At 60.0% G+C, this 15128-nt stretch carries 15 protein-coding genes; 6 read left to right on the top strand and 9 right to left on the bottom strand.

Features of this window, described 5'->3' with window-relative positions:
• The first annotated feature begins 130 nt into the window (after nucleotides 1-130).
• Nucleotides 131-1102 (top strand): LysR family transcriptional regulator, encoded by a 972-nt coding sequence (locus tag L6D74_RS05355; protein ID WP_236188057.1) that lies wholly within the window; start codon nucleotides 131-133, stop codon nucleotides 1100-1102.
• Nucleotides 1103-1174: 72 nt separating this feature from the next.
• Here the strand turns inward: L6D74_RS05355 and L6D74_RS05350 are convergent, their stop codons facing one another.
• From L6D74_RS05350 to L6D74_RS05340, 3 genes are all read right to left on the bottom strand, one after another.
• On the bottom strand, nucleotides 1175-2326 hold the full coding sequence (locus L6D74_RS05350; protein WP_236188419.1) for an L-dopachrome tautomerase-related protein: 1152 nt from the start codon (nucleotides 2324-2326) through the stop codon (nucleotides 1175-1177).
• Between the two features lie 212 nt (nucleotides 2327-2538).
• On the bottom strand, nucleotides 2539-3303 hold the full coding sequence (locus tag L6D74_RS05345; protein WP_011334128.1) for an SDR family oxidoreductase: 765 nt from the start codon (nucleotides 3301-3303) through the stop codon (nucleotides 2539-2541).
• A 23-nt stretch (nucleotides 3304-3326) separates the two neighbouring features.
• Nucleotides 3327-4124: an SDR family NAD(P)-dependent oxidoreductase gene (locus L6D74_RS05340; RefSeq protein ID WP_064381600.1), complete on the bottom strand. Its 798-nt coding sequence runs from the start codon at nucleotides 4122-4124 to the stop codon at nucleotides 3327-3329.
• Between the two features lie 105 nt (nucleotides 4125-4229).
• Between L6D74_RS05340 and L6D74_RS05335 the strand changes: the two genes are divergently transcribed.
• A complete protein-coding gene (locus L6D74_RS05335) occupies nucleotides 4230-5207 on the top strand; it encodes a GlxA family transcriptional regulator (protein ID WP_236188056.1) in 978 nt (325 codons plus the stop codon).
• Nucleotides 5208-5223: 16 nt separating this feature from the next.
• Here the strand turns inward: L6D74_RS05335 and L6D74_RS05330 are convergent, their stop codons facing one another.
• The 4 genes from L6D74_RS05330 to L6D74_RS05315 all read right to left on the bottom strand — a co-directional run bounded on the left by L6D74_RS05330 (nucleotide 5224) and on the right by L6D74_RS05315 (nucleotide 9255).
• Nucleotides 5224-6246: a transketolase family protein gene (locus L6D74_RS05330; protein WP_085646563.1), complete on the bottom strand. Its 1023-nt coding sequence runs from the start codon at nucleotides 6244-6246 to the stop codon at nucleotides 5224-5226.
• The gene (locus tag L6D74_RS05325) at nucleotides 6243-7091 is read right to left on the bottom strand and encodes a transketolase (RefSeq protein WP_236188054.1); all 849 of its coding nucleotides are present in this window, start codon (nucleotides 7089-7091) and stop codon (nucleotides 6243-6245) included. The genes L6D74_RS05330 and L6D74_RS05325 overlap by 4 nt, the downstream gene beginning before the upstream one ends.
• 18 nt (nucleotides 7092-7109) lie before the next feature.
• A complete protein-coding gene (locus L6D74_RS05320) occupies nucleotides 7110-8408 on the bottom strand; it encodes an MFS transporter (protein WP_236188052.1) in 1299 nt (432 codons plus the stop codon).
• A gap of 97 nt (nucleotides 8409-8505) precedes the next feature.
• Nucleotides 8506-9255 carry an SDR family NAD(P)-dependent oxidoreductase gene (locus tag L6D74_RS05315; RefSeq protein ID WP_236188051.1) on the bottom strand — a complete coding sequence of 250 codons (750 nt, stop codon included), beginning with the start codon at nucleotides 9253-9255 and terminating at the stop codon, nucleotides 8506-8508.
• 198 nt (nucleotides 9256-9453) lie between these two features.
• Here L6D74_RS05315 and L6D74_RS05310 point away from each other — a divergent pair, with 198 nt between their 5' ends.
• Nucleotides 9454-10368: a LysR substrate-binding domain-containing protein gene (locus tag L6D74_RS05310; RefSeq protein WP_011334135.1), complete on the top strand. Its 915-nt coding sequence runs from the start codon at nucleotides 9454-9456 to the stop codon at nucleotides 10366-10368.
• Here L6D74_RS05310 and L6D74_RS05305 read toward each other — a convergent pair.
• Complete coding sequence (locus L6D74_RS05305; RefSeq protein WP_221397345.1) at nucleotides 10362-11162, bottom strand: DUF1206 domain-containing protein; 801 nt, start codon at nucleotides 11160-11162, stop codon at nucleotides 10362-10364. The two genes, L6D74_RS05310 and L6D74_RS05305, sit on opposite strands and share 7 nt — an antisense overlap.
• Before the next feature lie 282 nt (nucleotides 11163-11444).
• Here L6D74_RS05305 and L6D74_RS05300 point away from each other — a divergent pair, with 282 nt between their 5' ends.
• Complete coding sequence (locus L6D74_RS05300; protein ID WP_221399702.1) at nucleotides 11445-11675, top strand: hypothetical protein; 231 nt, start codon at nucleotides 11445-11447, stop codon at nucleotides 11673-11675.
• 93 nt (nucleotides 11676-11768) lie between these two features.
• On the top strand, nucleotides 11769-12620 hold the full coding sequence (locus tag L6D74_RS05295; RefSeq protein ID WP_074690691.1) for a LysR family transcriptional regulator: 852 nt from the start codon (nucleotides 11769-11771) through the stop codon (nucleotides 12618-12620).
• Between the two features lie 6 nt (nucleotides 12621-12626).
• Here L6D74_RS05295 and L6D74_RS05290 read toward each other — a convergent pair whose 3' ends face one another.
• A complete protein-coding gene (locus L6D74_RS05290; RefSeq protein WP_236188050.1) occupies nucleotides 12627-14081 on the bottom strand; it encodes an MFS transporter in 1455 nt (484 codons plus the stop codon).
• A 230-nt stretch (nucleotides 14082-14311) separates the two neighbouring features.
• On the opposite strand from L6D74_RS05290, the gene L6D74_RS05285 reads away from it, so the two are divergent.
• Complete coding sequence (locus L6D74_RS05285; RefSeq protein WP_236188049.1) at nucleotides 14312-15070, top strand: SDR family NAD(P)-dependent oxidoreductase; 759 nt, start codon at nucleotides 14312-14314, stop codon at nucleotides 15068-15070.
• Nucleotides 15071-15128 lie beyond the last annotated feature (58 nt).

The following is a 15128-nucleotide window of genomic DNA, read 5'->3' as shown; positions in this document are numbered from 1 at the left end:
GGTTGAAAGTCGCTTTTCTGTCAGGGGAAGTGGGATTTGTGACAGGCATGGCTCGCGCAGTGATTACGTCGGTGCCTGGGCTGATTAGACTAATGGCTAACAGCGCCGGCGCCTGAGCCGCGGCTGGGCAATGATCATTTTTCCCATTACGCTGAAAAACTTCGTCCGCACCCTACAGAATTTCGTGATCGTGAAGAAAATAGTCCGCGTAGATGACCTTCAGGTATTCGTCACCACGGCTGCGGCCGGCAGCTTCTCCGCCGCCGCCCGATTGCTCGACATTTCTCCAGCCTTGGCCAGCGGAGCGGTTCAGCGTCTTGAAGGCAGTCTTGGAGCACGGTTGTTCGTTCGCTCGACCCGGCGCTTGAGATTATCGGACGATGGCGAACGCTATCTTTCCCATGCCCGGCAGGCACTCGAAGCGCTCGAAAATGGCGAGATCGCGCTGAGTGAAGGTCGCGATGAAATCGCCGGCACGATTCGATTGTCGATACCGTCGGATATCGGCCGAAACGTGCTGTTGCGATGGCTCGACGAGTTTCAGCAACTGCATCCGAAGGTGCTGCTGCAGTTACGGGTCAGCGATCAGATTGCCGACCTGGTCGGCGAACAACTGGATGCTAGTATTCGCTATGGTTTGCTGGCCGATTCCAGCCTCGTCTCTCTGGCCCTGGCGCCGTCGAACAGAAGAACGGTCTGCGCCTCGCCGGACTATCTGGCTTGCCATGGCCGGCCAGCCACACCTGAAGAATTGGGCAACCATAACTGCCTTCGATTTGTGATGGGGGAGCAGACCTACGAACGCTGGAGCTTTCATTCTGCGGACGGTGTCAGGACCGTTCAGGTGACGGGCGACCGGGTCAGTGATGATGCCGATATCGTCCGGCGCTGGGCGGTTGCCGGTTTCGGAATCGTCTACAGGTCGAAAATCGATGTGCTGGATGACTTGCGCAGCGGTCGACTGGTGGAGCTTTTCCCGGCAGACGTCGGACAGCCGGCACCGCTCCAGCTCGTGTGCCCCCATCGCACCTCGCTCACACCTGCCGTGCAGGCATTGAGGGCTTTCCTGGCGCAACGCTTCGAACGTTACGTAGCTCATTGAGAACCTGACGAGGCTGCAGGTGCCGCGTCAGGTTCAGGCCTTTGAGCCATACCTCATTGCTCTGACGTTTCTTTAGTACGTCGCTGCAGGCCTGGCGCCGATCTTGACGCGCATCAGGCTGTACGGTTTGACGCGTTTGTCCTGTCCGTCATTAAAACCTGCCGAGCGATGAAGCTGGTTGGCGGTGAAATACAGATAGCCGTCCGGGCCGATCGACAACGTATCGGGCCAAAGCACTCGTGAGTCTTCGACCAGCGTCTGCCAGCGACCGTCCGGCAGGCGTTTGCGAATCGCGTTGTGCTCGTAGTCACCGGCGTACACGGCACCGTCGGCATCGGCTTCAAGACCGTCGGAAGCACCTTTTTCACCGAGGTCGACGACGGCTTTTTCCAGTTCGGCATCGCTCACCCCCGGATCACGCAGCAGGGCAGTCGGCACGGCGTACAGATGCCTGCTCGATAACGGGCAGAAGTAAAGCGTCTTGCCGTCACTGGACAGGGCAATACCGTCAGACGCCACCGTCAACAGGCCGGTTTGGCCTTGAGCGTCGCGCGTCACCAGTGCGGGCTTGCCTTCAACCTTCGGGATAAAGGACGGGTCGGCCGAGGTGGATTGGGCGCCAGTCAGTTTGCGGCTTGCCTGGCCACTCGCCAGATCGACCACGATGATGCCGCCAGGACCACTGACCGAAGAGTCGGTAATGTAGGCGGTCCCTTCCTTGCCTGTACGGAAGTCAAAGCGCACGTCATTGACATAGGTGGTCGGCAGGATGACGTCGTCAGGGAACACAATCGTTTTTGTGATCTTGTCGGAGGCCAGGTCGATCGCCACCAGCTTGGCTCCGCCCGCCTGAGGCGCGGAAAACTTCGGTGCTGCCGTGTCGAGCACCCAGACGCGGCCTTTGCCGTCGGCAACCACACTTTGCACGCTGATGAATCCCTTGGCCGGGTTCTGCGGATCCGCGACATTGGTTTTCAGATCAGGGTAGGGCACAAGTTGACCGTTGGAAATTTCCGCAACGGTGTAGGGCACGTCATCGCCCCAGCGGGGGAAGTTCACGAAGATCCGGCCGGTTTCGGTTACCGTCACGCCTGTCGGCATGGCCCCGTTGAACGCGTAAACACGTTCGATGGCGGCGCCTTTGCCCGTATCACTTTGCGCTACGGCCAGGCCGCTTACGGATACCGCAAGGGCCAGGCCTGCGATTTTAAATAATCTGTTCATGTTCAAGTCCTTGAGCGCCAGTGATATGAGGAGCCTTCAAGCACGAGTCGCGATAAATCAGTGAGCGCGAGAAGGCAGTGACAGGCTATGCGCGACGACCTTCTTCAGACAGAAGCAGATCGCAGGAAGACTTTCCGCATTTTGCGGAAAATACAAAACTGCCAGCCTTCCATCAGGGAGGGCTGGCAGCCTTGACGACAGATGGCTTCAACTCAGGCGACCGGAATCGGGTTCTCCTCCAGTGCCTGGTTGAACTGATTGATCAGAGCGTGCTCATTAATGCCTTGGTTGGCTCGCAACGGGACGACCCGATCCACCAACACTTCCGTGGTCGCCGTTTCGAGTTTTTCCAGGGTTTCCCGAATGAATTCGTCGAGCGGCATGGCGCGCTCATCGCCGCTTTTGTGAATCAGGTCGGTGTCGACCCATGGCGGCGCGATCTCCAGCACTTTTACGCGGGTGTCGCGCAGGGTGAAGCGTTGCGACAGCGAGTAGGAGTGAATGGCCGCCTTCGTCGCCGAGTACAACGCTGTCGCGGCCAGCGGCAGGTAGGCCAGCACGGAGCTGTTGTTGATGATGAAGGCTTCGGGTTGACGCTTGAGGTGCTCGACGAATGCGGCGCTGACACGCACCGGGCCGAGCAGGTTGGTTTGCAAAAGACTCACCGCCTGTTCGTCGTCGTAATCACCCGAGGCTGGATTATCGAACGGCATGATCCCGGCGTTATTGATGATCACGTTCAGCGAGGGGTGGCGGCGTATGACTTCCTGGGCGACATCCTTGATTTGCTGCGGGTCATTGATGTCCAGCTGGACCGTGTCGATACCGGGATTGGCCCGGGCGATCTCATCCAGCAGGGCCTGGCGACGGCCCGCGATGATGACCTGATTGCCGCGCTGGTGAAATGCCTCGGCCAAAGCGCGGCCAATGCCGGAGGTGCCGCCGGTGATGAAGATCGTGTTAGCGCTGAGTTTCATGATTCATATCCTTTTGATAGCGATCAGTTGGCGTTGTAGCGCGGCGCGAGCCGGTTGCTCGAAAGCTCGGAGAACAAGGCCTGACGACTGGCTTCGTAACGCTCGTAACCTTGCAGGTCGTGCATCGAGGGGATGGAGATCAGTACGCCGTTGTCGAAATCCTGCAGAGCGCCGGCGACCAGGTCCTGGGCCGACATCACAATGCCCGGATCCAGATGCTCGACAGGCAATCCACCGATTTGCCAGAAGTCCGTCGCGGTTGCGCCGGGCAGGACAGCCTGGATCCGGATGCCTTTATCCGAGAGTTCCTTATGCAGGGACTGGGTGAACGCGGTGACGTAGGCCTTACTGCCGCCGTACACGCCGTTGAGCAGCTCCGGCGCCAGGCTGACGATCGAGGAAATATTGATCACGGCGCCTTGTTCACGGGCGACAAAACCTGGAATCGCGGCGTAGGTCAGGCGGGTGAGGGCGGTGACGTTCAGCGTGATCATCTCGGCCATTCGCTCGACATCACTCTCCAGCAGGCCGGTATGGGTGCCGATGCCGGCATTGTTGACCAGCAAAGTGATGCTGGCGTCCTCACGCAACTTGCGTTCTACCTTGGCGAGGTCCTCGGGGCGGCCAAGATCGGCCTGCAACACTTCGATGTTCTGCCGGGTTTCGCTGGTCAGGCGGCTGGCCAGTGCGTTCAGACGTTCGCGGTTGCGCGCCACCAGCACCAGATCGTAACCCCGGCGGGCAAGGTGTTCGGCGTAAATCGAGCCGATGCCGGTGGACGCGCCGGTGATGAGCGCAGTGCCTTTGTATTGTTGCGTCATGATCAAGCTCCGTGGGTTGTGTGTGGAGCCATGATGAAGGAGGGGACTGATGTCTTAAACGACGTATATGGTAGTGTTTAAGGACATTCAAAAAGGAGTTCAGTCATGCATCGCGTCGGCTATCTGATTACCGAGGGTTTTCAGGTGATGTCCCTGGCAACCCAAGCTGTATTCGAGTTCGCCAACATCGTTGCGGGGGAAGAGATCTACAAGGTCCAGAACTTCTCGATCGGCGGCGGAACCGTGCGTTCTTCATTGGGCATGTACATCGACACGCTCCCTCTGGGCGCCCCGGGATTGGCCGACACCTGGATGATTACCGGTACGCTGACCCCGTTGAATCCACCAGATGAAGAAGTGCTGGCCAGCGTGCGCGCCTTCGTCGATGGAGCCCGACGCACAGCAGGTCTGTGCACCGGCTCGTTCGTTCTGGCGCAGGCAGGGGTTCTGGACGATCGGAGGGCGACCACCCACTGGGCCTATGCGAACAAGCTCCGTGAGCTGCATCCAAGAATCGAGGTCGAGGAAGACCGGATCTTCATCGTCGACGGTCCCGTCTGGACGTCGGCAGGCATGACAGCCGCGCTGGACATGGCGCTGGGCATGGTGGAAAAGGATCTGGGCACCGACATGGCCAGGTCGGTGGCGCACAAACTGGTCATGCATCAACGGCGTTCGGGTGGGCAATCCCAGCATTCGGAACTGCTTACGCTTGCTCCAAAGTCGGACCGTATTCAAAGTGCGCTGGAGTATGCGCGCACGCACCTGGACCGCCCGCTCAGCGTGGAGGAACTTGCCGACGTCGTGCACTTGAGTCCCAGACAATTCACCCGGGTGTTTACCGCCGAGACAGGCCAGTCACCGGCCAAGGCTGTTGAAAGCCTGCGTCTGGAGGCCGCTCGCGTGATGATCGAGCAAAGCCGTCACAGCCTGGAACGCGTGGCGAAGGAAACGGGGTTTCGAGACCGTCGCCACATGCGCGAAGTGTTCATGAGAGGGTTTGGCGTTCCGCCGCAGGCAGTTCGAAGGGATGCCAGGCGGATCGGCCAGGAGAATCCATCTGATCGGGCCGCTCATCCGTAAGCGCCCCGATCAGCAGTCAAAGCCAGGATTTGATTTGCGCGCAGACGGCGTCGGTGGAAATGCCATAGCGATCATGCAGTGTCGGCAGTGCACCGGCGTCGAGGAACGCGTCGGGCAATGCGATCTGCCTGAACGTCGGCGTCACTCCGTTGCGCAGCAGTACCCCGGCAACCGCTTCACCGAGCCCGCCAATAATCGAGCTGTTTTCTGCGGTAACCACCAGCCGGCCAGACTTGCGGGCCTCGGCGAGAATGGTCTGTTCATCCAGCGGTTTGATCGTCGGCACATGCAGCACCGCAACATCGACGCCATCGGTCTGCAGCGCCTTGGCGGCCTCCAATGCGCGCATGGTCATCAAACCGGTCGAGATGATCAGGACATCGTTACCGGTGCGCAGGGTCTTGGCCTTGCCGATCTCGAATTGATACCCGTATTCATCCAGCACCAGCGGCACGTTGCCGCGCAGCAGCCGCATGTAGACCGGCCCCTGATGCGCGGCAATGGCGGGCACGGCCTGTTCAATTTCCAGTGCATCACAAGGGTCGACGATCATCAGGTTGGGCATCGCCCGGAAGATCGCCAGGTCATCGGTGGCCTGGTGGCTGGGGCCGTAGCCGGTGGTGAGGCCGGGCAATCCGCAAACGATTTTGACGTTGAGGTTTTCCTCGGCAATGGCCATGCAGATGAAGTCATAGGCGCGACGCGAGGCGAACACCGCATACGTGGTCGCGAACGGCACGAAACCTTCGCGGGCCATGCCTGCGGCAGCGCTCATCAACAGTTGTTCGGCCATGCCCATCTGATAGAAGCGATCCGGGTGGGCCTTGGCGAAAATGTGCAGGTCGGTGTACTTGGACAGGTCAGCGGAGAGGCCGACGATGTCCGGACGCTGATCCGCCAGTGCAGCCAATGCATGTCCGAAAGGTGCAGATCTGGTGACCTGACCTTCTGACGCGATCGAGGCAATCATCGCCGAGGTGGTCAGGCGCTTCTTGATCGGTTCGCCAGTCGAGGTCGGTGTGTTGGCGGCGTTGCTCATTGGTTTTTTCCTTCTTCAAGCGTGGTCAGTGCCAGATCCCATTCGTGTTCGTCCACGCGGATGAAATGGGTCTTTTCGCGGTTTTCGAGGAAGGGCACACCTTTGCCCATGGTGGTGTCGCAGATGATCACCCGTGGCTGAGTGCCGGGGTGGTGGCGGGCGGCATCGAAGGCTTCGACCAGTGCGTCCAGGTCGTTGCCGTCGACGCGCTGGGTGAACCAGCCAAACGCTTTCCAGCGATCCACGATGGGTTCGAACGACAGGATCTCGCTGGAGTGGCCGTCCGCTTGCTGGTTGTTGACGTCGACGATGGCGATCAGGTTGTCGAGCTTCCAGTGCGAGGCCGACATCACGGCTTCCCAGGTCGAGCCTTCGTTCAGCTCGCCGTCCGACAGCAGGTTGTAGACGAACGATGTCGAGCCCTTGCGCCTGAGACCCAGGCAGGCGCCGACCGCGATGCCCAGCCCCTGACCCAGCGAACCACCGGTGATTTCCATGCCCGGCGTGTAGGCGGCCATGCCCGACATCGGCAATCGGCTGTCATCCGAGCCGTAGGTTTCAAGCTCATCGAGCGGGACGATCTCGGCTTCGATCAGCGCCGCGTACAGCGCAATCGCATAGTGACCGATCGACAGATAGAAACGATCACGCGGCTCCCACGCCGGGTCTTCGGGGCGATAGCTCAGCGCATGGAAGTAAGCGACCGCGAGCAGGTCCGCCGCACCGAGGGCCTGGCCGACGTAGCCCTGGCCTTGCACCTGGCCCATGCGCAAGGCATGGCGGCGAATGTTATGGGCGCGCTCGGCCAGCGTCTGGGGTGTTGTGAATGAAAGGTTGGCAGTCATGGTGAATTCTCCTGTGAATCAACGATTGACCAAGGCAGCGGGAATGCGCAGGACCAGCGAGGCGCCGATCAGCAGCACGCCGGTGATCAGATACATGCCGATAGCGCTGGAGCCTGTGAGTGTGGTTATCCAGCCAATCAGGTAGGGCGAGCAGAAGCCGGCAAGGTTGGCGAAGCTGTTGACGGCGGCGATGCCGGCCGCGGCGGAGACACCACCAAGCAGCGTGGTGGGGAGCATCCAGAACAGCGAGGTCGCGGACAGGATGCCGGAAGCCGCCAGGCACAGACTGAGAATGGACAGCATCACATTGCCTCCAATCAGCGCCGCGAGGGTCAGGCCGATGGCCCCGGCGATCATCGGCACGATCAGGTGCCAGCGGCGTTCGCGATGTTTGTCGCCACTGCGTCCGACCAGCAACATGGCGGCGATGGCACAGAGGTACGGCAGGCTGGTCAGCAAGCCGATCTTCATCGGATCGGAGACCCCGGCATTACGCACAAGGGTCGGCAGCCAGAAGGTGATTGCGTACTGCCCCATCACCACACAGAAATAGATCCCCGCGAGCAGCCAGAGGCGACGGTCACGAATGAATTCGCCCACGGACGCATGCGTCACTTTCTGCTGGTCGTCCTCCGCCAGCTCACGAGCGATCAGGGCTTTTTCGTCGTCGTTGAGCCAACTGGCCTGATGCACGCCATCCTTGAGATAGCTGAGCACCAGCAGTCCGACAACCACCGTAGGCACAGCCTCCAGCACAAACATCCATTGCCAGCCGGCCCAGCCGTGCATACCGGCGAAGTGGTTCATGATCCAGCCGGAGAGCGGGCCGCCGACCATGCCCGACAACGGGATGGCGATGAACCACAACACCGTCATGCGCGCACGTCGGTAGGACGGAAACCAGTAGGTGAGGTACAGCAGCAGACCCGGCGCCAGGCCGGCTTCGGCAATGCCCAGCAGAAAGCGCAGGGCGTAGAACTGCCAGGCGGTTTCGACGAAGGCGAAGAGGGCGGAGACAATGCCCCAGGTGATCATGATGCGCGCGATCCAGACCCGCGCGCCGACCTTGTGCAGGATGATGTTGCTGGGCACTTCGCAGAGAAAGTAGCCGATGAAGAACATGCCCGCGCCCAGCCCGTAGACTGTTTCGCTGAGCGCCAGATCGTTCATCATTTGCAGTTTGGCAAAGCCGACATTGACGCGATCGAGGTAGGCGCACAGGTAGCACAGCATCAGGAACGGCATCAGGCGCCAGGCGGTTTTACGGTAGGCGTTGGAACGCACCGCCGAAACGGCTTCGAGCGACAGGGTAGTCATGATGGTCTGATCTCTTGTTTTTATTGACCGCCGGGCAAGTCTGCCCGGCCGTATCATCGATCCAGAACCGCACGGGCCGCGAGGCCCGCCACGTGTGTCAGTGAATCAGCATGCCGCCGTTCACATCCAGGGTGATGCCGGTCAGATAGGAGGACAGGTCGCTGGCCAGGAACAGCGCCGCATTGGCCACATCCTGGGCCTCGCCCAGGCGACCCAGCGGAATGCCGTCGATGATCGCGTGGCGGCGCTCGTCCTGCATCAGGCCGCCAGTAATGTCGGTGTGAATCAGGCCGGGAGCGATGGAGTTGACGCGCACGTTGTCCGGCCCCAGCTCACGCGCCATGGCCTTGGCCAGGCCCAGCACACCGGCCTTGGCGGCGCTGTAATGAGGCCCGCCAAAAATGCCGCCGCCACGCTGTGCGGAAACCGAAGACATGCACACAATGCTGCCGCTGGCTTGCTGGCGCATGAGCGGAATCACCGCCTGGGACATCAGCAACGTACCGCGCAGGCTCACGTCCAGCACCTTGTCGTAATCACCGGGGCGGATATCGAGGGTCTTGAGGGGTTGGGTGATGCCGGCATTGTTGACCAGTATGTCGATCCGCCCAAAGTGTTCGATGACGGTGGCGACAGCCTGCTGCACCTGGGACTCGTCGGCGACGTTGGCAGCCAGGCCGAGATGACCCTCGCCCAAAGAGGCAGCGGCATCGCGGGCAGCGGATGCGTCCAGATCCAGAATCACCACCCGGGCGCCATGTCGAGCGAAGGTCGTAGCTGTCGCGCGGCCGATACCACGTGCGGAGGCAGCACCTGTGATGATCGCGACTTTGCCTTGAAGAAGCATGGGAGAAAACCTCTGATTGTTGTTATTGAGTCGGTCCGTGCAGAACCGATGACTCAGCTTGTCTCCCGCAACGACCCTGAGCAATAACGCAAACTTCACTGGATGCTGAAAAAAATTCAGCACTCGCCAACATGCGGTTGTGGTGTTTGAATAGCCGAACGCCCGGCCTCAGCCACTTGCAGCGGAACAACCCTCATCATGAGTTCATCCGGCGAAGCACCGCCAATCCTGCCACCCCTGAAAGCCATTCAGGCCTTTGAGCAAACTGCGCGCTTTGGCAACGTCGCGCGTGCGGCCGAAGTGTTGGACCTGACGCCCTCGGCAGTCAGTCACCAACTGGCCAAACTCGAGGCGATGATCGGGAGGCAGTTGTTCCTCAGAACGGCCAGAGGGGTGACGTTGACGCCCGTGGGCGAGCAATACCTGTCCGAGATATCCGGCATCCTGCACAGCCTGGCGGTGGCAACAGAGCGCGCGACCAGTGATGTCAGCCTCGACTGTCTGCGATTGCATTCATCACCCAGCTTCGGCCTGTTGTGGCTGATGCCGCGCCTGGAACAGTTTCGCGAGAGCCATCCCGACATTCAGCTCAATCTCTCATGCTCTTATGAATCGCTGCACTTCAGTCGGGACAAGATCGACGTGGACATCCGCCACGGCATGCCGAACTGGCCAAGTTTCGAAGTGCGCACGCTGCGCAACGAAAAAATCGCAGTTCTCGCATCACCCAAGCTTCTGGAAAAACGCCCCATCCGCGCCGTCGCCGACTTGCTGGACTGCAACCTGATCCTGTCGGAAGCGACGCTGATCAAGTGGCCGCAACTGTTTGCTCAACACGGGCTGTCGCGCCCAGAAAGCCCCTACACCTTGAGCTTTGACCGCTCCTACATGACCCTCGAAGCCGCCAGCCACGGGCTTGGATTTGCATTGGAAAGCACGCTGCTGGCGCAGGACTACCTGGCGCGCGGCGAGTTGGTCGAAGTCATTCCCGGGTTGAGCGCCCCGATCACCGCACACCACCTGGTTTTCCCGAAGGCGCATGCGGGGTTTCCACGGGTGAGGCGTTTTCTGGAATGGATGCAGCGTGAGTTGGGGCATGACTTCAGTTACTGAAGCACATCCATATTGATCTTGCGCCAACACGCTTCCGAGAAACTGTAAACCGAGAACGCAATCAGCCCCAGGGCCATTACCATCAAAAGAAGCCATCCAGCGGGCAGATTCTGCAGCGCGTCCAGCGCTTCCTTCATGCCAGGCGGGTCCATGGCTTGATAAGCGGAACCGCTGACGGCCAGCAGCAAAGCAATTTCCATAAACACGACGCCGCGAGCGATCAGACCGAAGCGAGACACCGGACGGACATAACGCATGACCTCTTCGTCGGCCTCAAAATACTTCTCGAACGAGGCCTTCCAGCCCTTGATGATGTGCGCAACGCCAACCCCCAGCGGAATGAGCGCAATCAGGTACAACAATAGATTCGAGTGTTCCCACGACAAAAGATGCGCCAGCCAGTCTTTGGTCTGCTCTGCGGAATGGTTCGAACTGCGGCTACCGCTCACAAGCAGTCCCAATGCAAAAAATGCCAGAGCACCGTTGACCAGACCTCCTGCAAACAGGCCTGCACGAATCACCAGACCTTTGAGCTGCGTGCCGTGATGATCGACATCGCGTATCGCTTGCAGGACACGCCAGGCGGCAAACGCAAGCAGACCCGCCACCACAAGGCCCACCAGAAAATAGCCGAACGGCTGGCTCAGCAAGGCCTCCAGGCTCTTGTGACTGTCTTTGGGTTTTGTCGAATCCTGGGCTGCCAATAGCGCGAATATGCCGATGATCAAATAAAGCACTCCGCGAGCGGCGTATCCGCCCCGAGCGAGTATGACGAGACTGCGTTGCGCGGACATTGGATAGATTTCCGAGGTGTATTAAGAGAGCAGACCCTTGTCGCTGAAAGGGGTTCTGTTACAAATCGGAGTCCGGACATTTACCCGGAGTGCGATGGATGAAGGGGACGAGCTGACGTTGCGAGCCGGACGATCCTGACCCATCATTCAAATTCATATTGATGCCGTGGTGAAAATGGACAAACAACTGGCTGGCTACTCGATTGTATTGACCATCATCTGGGTTTCAGCGGTTATCGCGGTCATGTACTGGATGTCTAATTGAACGTACTGGGTGGCGATGTGGAAGGCGTAGTGTTGGGCGACAAGATTCAGCGAGAAGCGGACCGGCTGCTGGCGCAGATTGTCCGGGCAGACTCGATGATCATTGCTGTCAAGGCAGGGGCGCGGGCGGATGGTTTCGTGCTGGGACTGGAAACCGGCGGGGCGTTGCGTGCCGGCGATGCCGAGAAGCTGTACATCATTTTCGAAGCCGCGCTGGTGGAGCGTTTGAAGTCATTGTCGCGAGGCTGATCAGATCGGCTGATTGAATCGAAATTCATGAACAGCCATCAACTTGAACTATAAGCTGACCACTCAATGTTCATTTTTGTACGGGGCGAGGGCATGGACTGGAGTGACATGCGGATCTTCCTGGCGATTGCCCGCAGCGGCTCGCTGGGCGGAGCCGCCAGGGAGTTGGGGGTCAGTCATCCGACGGTCGGACGGCGCTTGCAGGTGCTTGAACAAACCAGTGGGCAAGCCTTTTTCCTGCGGACCGCCCAGGGGCTGGTGCTCACGGACAGTGGCGAGAGGATTCTCGGTCTGGCGCAGGACATGGAACACAGCGCCTTGGCCATCGAGCGGCGTCTGGCGGGGCATGGTGATCAGCCTGAAGGCCTGTTGCGGATATCCTCAGCCGACTGGTTCGCCTGTCATGTTTTGTCGCCGGTTCTCAGCGAACTGGTGCACCGCTACCCGTTGATCGTTCCCGAAGTCATCGCCGGGCATAGACTGTTCGATCTTGCCCGCCGGGATGCCGACATCGCTTTCCGGATCGTGCCTTTCACCGAACCCGACATAGTGCACCGCAAGCTGACAACTCTGTCGTACGGCCTATACGCGGCTTTGCATGCCCCGGCGCCGCAGCCGGACGGCGAGGGGCTTGGCCTGATCCTGATGAACATCGCCCAGGCCCATTACCCGGACGTGCAATGGTTGCAGCAACGCTATCCGCTGGCCCGCACCGTGTTCACCAGCAGTAGCCGTACGGTTCAGGCACAGATGTGCGCGAAGGGGCTGGGTGTTGCGGTGTTGCCCCGCGTCCTCGGCGACTCCGTGCCGGGACTGCGACTGCTGGATGAGCACGAGCCACCGCCAGGGCGGGACATCTGGATGGGGTATCACCAGGACATGCGCCAGATGGACCGGCTGCGCGCACTGGCTGACCTTGCCTCCAACATGATCGGTGCGGGGTAGCGCGCCTCAGGTCGGGCGTACAGCCGAGGCTTGCGCTACCGTCGCTGGCTCGCGCGCTAACGTCAGGCTTATCGCTGCCCCTACGGCCAGGCAAACGGCGATGCACAGAACAGCGATCGTGAACGCATGAGTGATGCTGACCGCCGTCGCCGGTTCTCCGAGCAAGGTATAAAACACACCGCCAATCAGTGCGACGCTCAGCGATGTGCTGATCTGCAGCGTGGCGCTGGTAATGCCTGCGATCATCCCGGCATACGCCGGCGCTACCCGGCCCGTGACCATGCGCATCAACGTCGGCAGGCCGAGCCCTTGTCCCAGACCGATCAGGAACAGGATGACCGTCATGGAAGTGAAGGGCGGGGCGAGGGTAGTCGGTGTCACTGACACGAGCCAGCCCAGCCATAGTAATCCGACTACTTCCAGTCCCATGCCTACAGGATTCACGTAGCCCCCGAGGACGCGCCTGAGGAGCGGAACCGACAGGGGACCGAGCAGAAATCCCGCGCCAAACGGCAGAAAGATCAGGCCGGCATGCAGTGCGCTCATATGCAATGCGCTTTGCATGTACATCGAAAACATCAGAAAAAACACACCGATTGAATAGAAGCAAAGCGCGACCAGAAGCGCTCGCCCCAGGCCCGGTGCATTCAGTACGGCCGGGGCGAGGATGGGAGTTCCTCCGGTCCGGTGCAAACAGCTCTCGTAGCGCCAGAACACTACCGCCAGCACAGGACTGGCGGCCAGCGACAGCCAGGCCCACCACGGCCATCCCGCCTCGCGGCCTTCAATCAACGGCACCACAAGGGTGGTCAGGGTCAGCATCGACAACGCGGTGCCCACCAGATCCAGCTTGCTCGCGTGTTGCGCACGGGTTTCTTTGAGCACACGGATGCCGAACGCAATCACCAGCAACGCGATCGGCAGGTTGACCAGGAAGATCGCGCGCCATCCCATGCCCAACACGTCGACCTCAATCAAAAAGCCGCCCAGTGCCTGACCGATCACAGACGCCAGTCCAAATACGGCCCCGTAAATGCTCAATGCCAATGGTCTTTCCGACACTGGGAAAATCGCCTGCACCGATGCAAGTGCCTGAGGGGCCATTACCGCGGCGGTCACACCCTGCAAGGCGCGTCCGAGGATGAGCATCCACGGCGAAACCGCCACGCCGCACATCAGCGACGCGGCGGCGAAGCCCAGCAGGCCAAGGAAGAACATCCGCCCGCGGCCGTACAGGTCGCCGAGTCGTCCGCCGGTAATCAGCGTCACTGCATAGAGCGTTGCATAGGAAGAAATCACCAGCTGCTCGGCAGAGGAGCCTGTCCCCAGATCCTCCTGTATCGAGGGCAGCGCGACGTTGACGATAAAAAAATCCAGGGGCGGCAGAAACGCACCGACGAGCAAGATGGCAAACATCAACCAGCGCCGGGGTTCGGGCACTTCGATTTCGATTCGAGACATGACAGGCATCCTGTAGGGAAACTCAGGTTTGACGACGACTGAAGGGCAAGGCTTCGCGCCTGCCCGGGTCAGGTCGCCGGGTCCCAATTTAGGGAGTCTCTCCTGCGTTTTCGCCTTACAAAACTGCACGGCCAACGTTCATTCCTGTCAGTGCCGTTCTGCGCCGTTGACGCTCACCATGGGCCAGGTCGTTTCAGACATTCCCTTCATCAACGACCGAGGAGTCAGACATGTCAGGTAAATTCAGCAATCAGGTTGCCGTCGTGACCGGCGGTTCCACAGGGATCGGGTTTTCCATCGCGCAAGCCTTGATCGCCGAGGGCGCCGAACGCGTTTACATCACTGGACGAGCAGCAGACAGGCTGGAGGCGGCAGTTGCCAGACTCGGCGACAAAGTTGTCGCAGTGGTTTCCGATGTCTCGCTTCAGGCCGATCTCGACACGCTCAAAGCGACAATCCAAACGCGCGACGACCGGCTGGACGCAGTGTTCGCAAATGCCGGGATCTGTGAGAAAAATCCGCTCGGAGAGACCAGCGAGGCGGCTTACTACGCCATGTTCGACGTGAACGTGAAAGGCGTTTTCTTCAGCGTTCAAACGCTTCTTCCGTTGATGAAAGACGCTTCGTCCATCGTCTTGACTGCCTCAATCTGCTCCAGCAACGGCATGGAAGGATTGAGTCTGTACAACGCGTCGAAGGCGGCGGTGCGATCGTTTGCACGCACGTGGGCCAATGAGCTCAAGGACCGCAAAATCCGCGCAAACGTGTTGAGCCCTGGCTTCACCCGCACACCGCTGATGGACAACGGGCTGAAAATGAGCGAGAGCGACATTGCCGCGCTGCGCCAGCACGTCGAGCAAATCACGCCATTGGGCTACATGGCGCAACCCGAAGAAATTGCCAGCGCGGCACTGTTTCTCGCCTCGGACGACGCCAGATACGTGAACGGCGTGGAGCTGATGGTCGATGGTGGTTTATCGCAAATCTGAAGCAGGGGATTGGTAAAGCATCGGGCAGGCGTAAGGCGACTTGTTCCATCTGCATTGA

This window comes from Pseudomonas pharyngis (assembly GCF_021602345.1).
Classification (GTDB): domain Bacteria; phylum Pseudomonadota; class Gammaproteobacteria; order Pseudomonadales; family Pseudomonadaceae; genus Aquipseudomonas; species Aquipseudomonas pharyngis.
This window is presented reverse-complemented; position numbering and strand designations above follow the sequence as displayed.

Coding starts and splice junctions, on each gene's coding strand:
- L6D74_RS05285 (WP_236188049.1), top strand. CDS start 14,312: ATGTCAGGTAAATTCAGCAATCAGGTTGCCGTCGTGACCGGCGGTTCC.
- L6D74_RS05295 (WP_074690691.1), top strand. CDS start 11,769: ATGGACTGGAGTGACATGCGGATCTTCCTGGCGATTGCCCGCAGCGGC.
- L6D74_RS05290 (WP_236188050.1), bottom strand. CDS start 14,081: ATGTCTCGAATCGAAATCGAAGTGCCCGAACCCCGGCGCTGGTTGATG.
- L6D74_RS05310 (WP_011334135.1), top strand. CDS start 9,454: ATGAGTTCATCCGGCGAAGCACCGCCAATCCTGCCACCCCTGAAAGCC.
- L6D74_RS05335 (WP_236188056.1), top strand. CDS start 4,230: ATGCATCGCGTCGGCTATCTGATTACCGAGGGTTTTCAGGTGATGTCC.
- L6D74_RS05340 (WP_064381600.1), bottom strand. CDS start 4,124: ATGACGCAACAATACAAAGGCACTGCGCTCATCACCGGCGCGTCCACC.
- L6D74_RS05305 (WP_221397345.1), bottom strand. CDS start 11,162: ATGTCCGCGCAACGCAGTCTCGTCATACTCGCTCGGGGCGGATACGCC.
- L6D74_RS05325 (WP_236188054.1), bottom strand. CDS start 7,091: ATGACTGCCAACCTTTCATTCACAACACCCCAGACGCTGGCCGAGCGC.
- L6D74_RS05320 (WP_236188052.1), bottom strand. CDS start 8,408: ATGACTACCCTGTCGCTCGAAGCCGTTTCGGCGGTGCGTTCCAACGCC.
- L6D74_RS05350 (WP_236188419.1), bottom strand. CDS start 2,326: ATGAACAGATTATTTAAAATCGCAGGCCTGGCCCTTGCGGTATCCGTA.
- L6D74_RS05345 (WP_011334128.1), bottom strand. CDS start 3,303: ATGAAACTCAGCGCTAACACGATCTTCATCACCGGCGGCACCTCCGGC.
- L6D74_RS05330 (WP_085646563.1), bottom strand. CDS start 6,246: ATGAGCAACGCCGCCAACACACCGACCTCGACTGGCGAACCGATCAAG.
- L6D74_RS05315 (WP_236188051.1), bottom strand. CDS start 9,255: ATGCTTCTTCAAGGCAAAGTCGCGATCATCACAGGTGCTGCCTCCGCA.
- L6D74_RS05355 (WP_236188057.1), top strand. CDS start 131: ATGATCATTTTTCCCATTACGCTGAAAAACTTCGTCCGCACCCTACAG.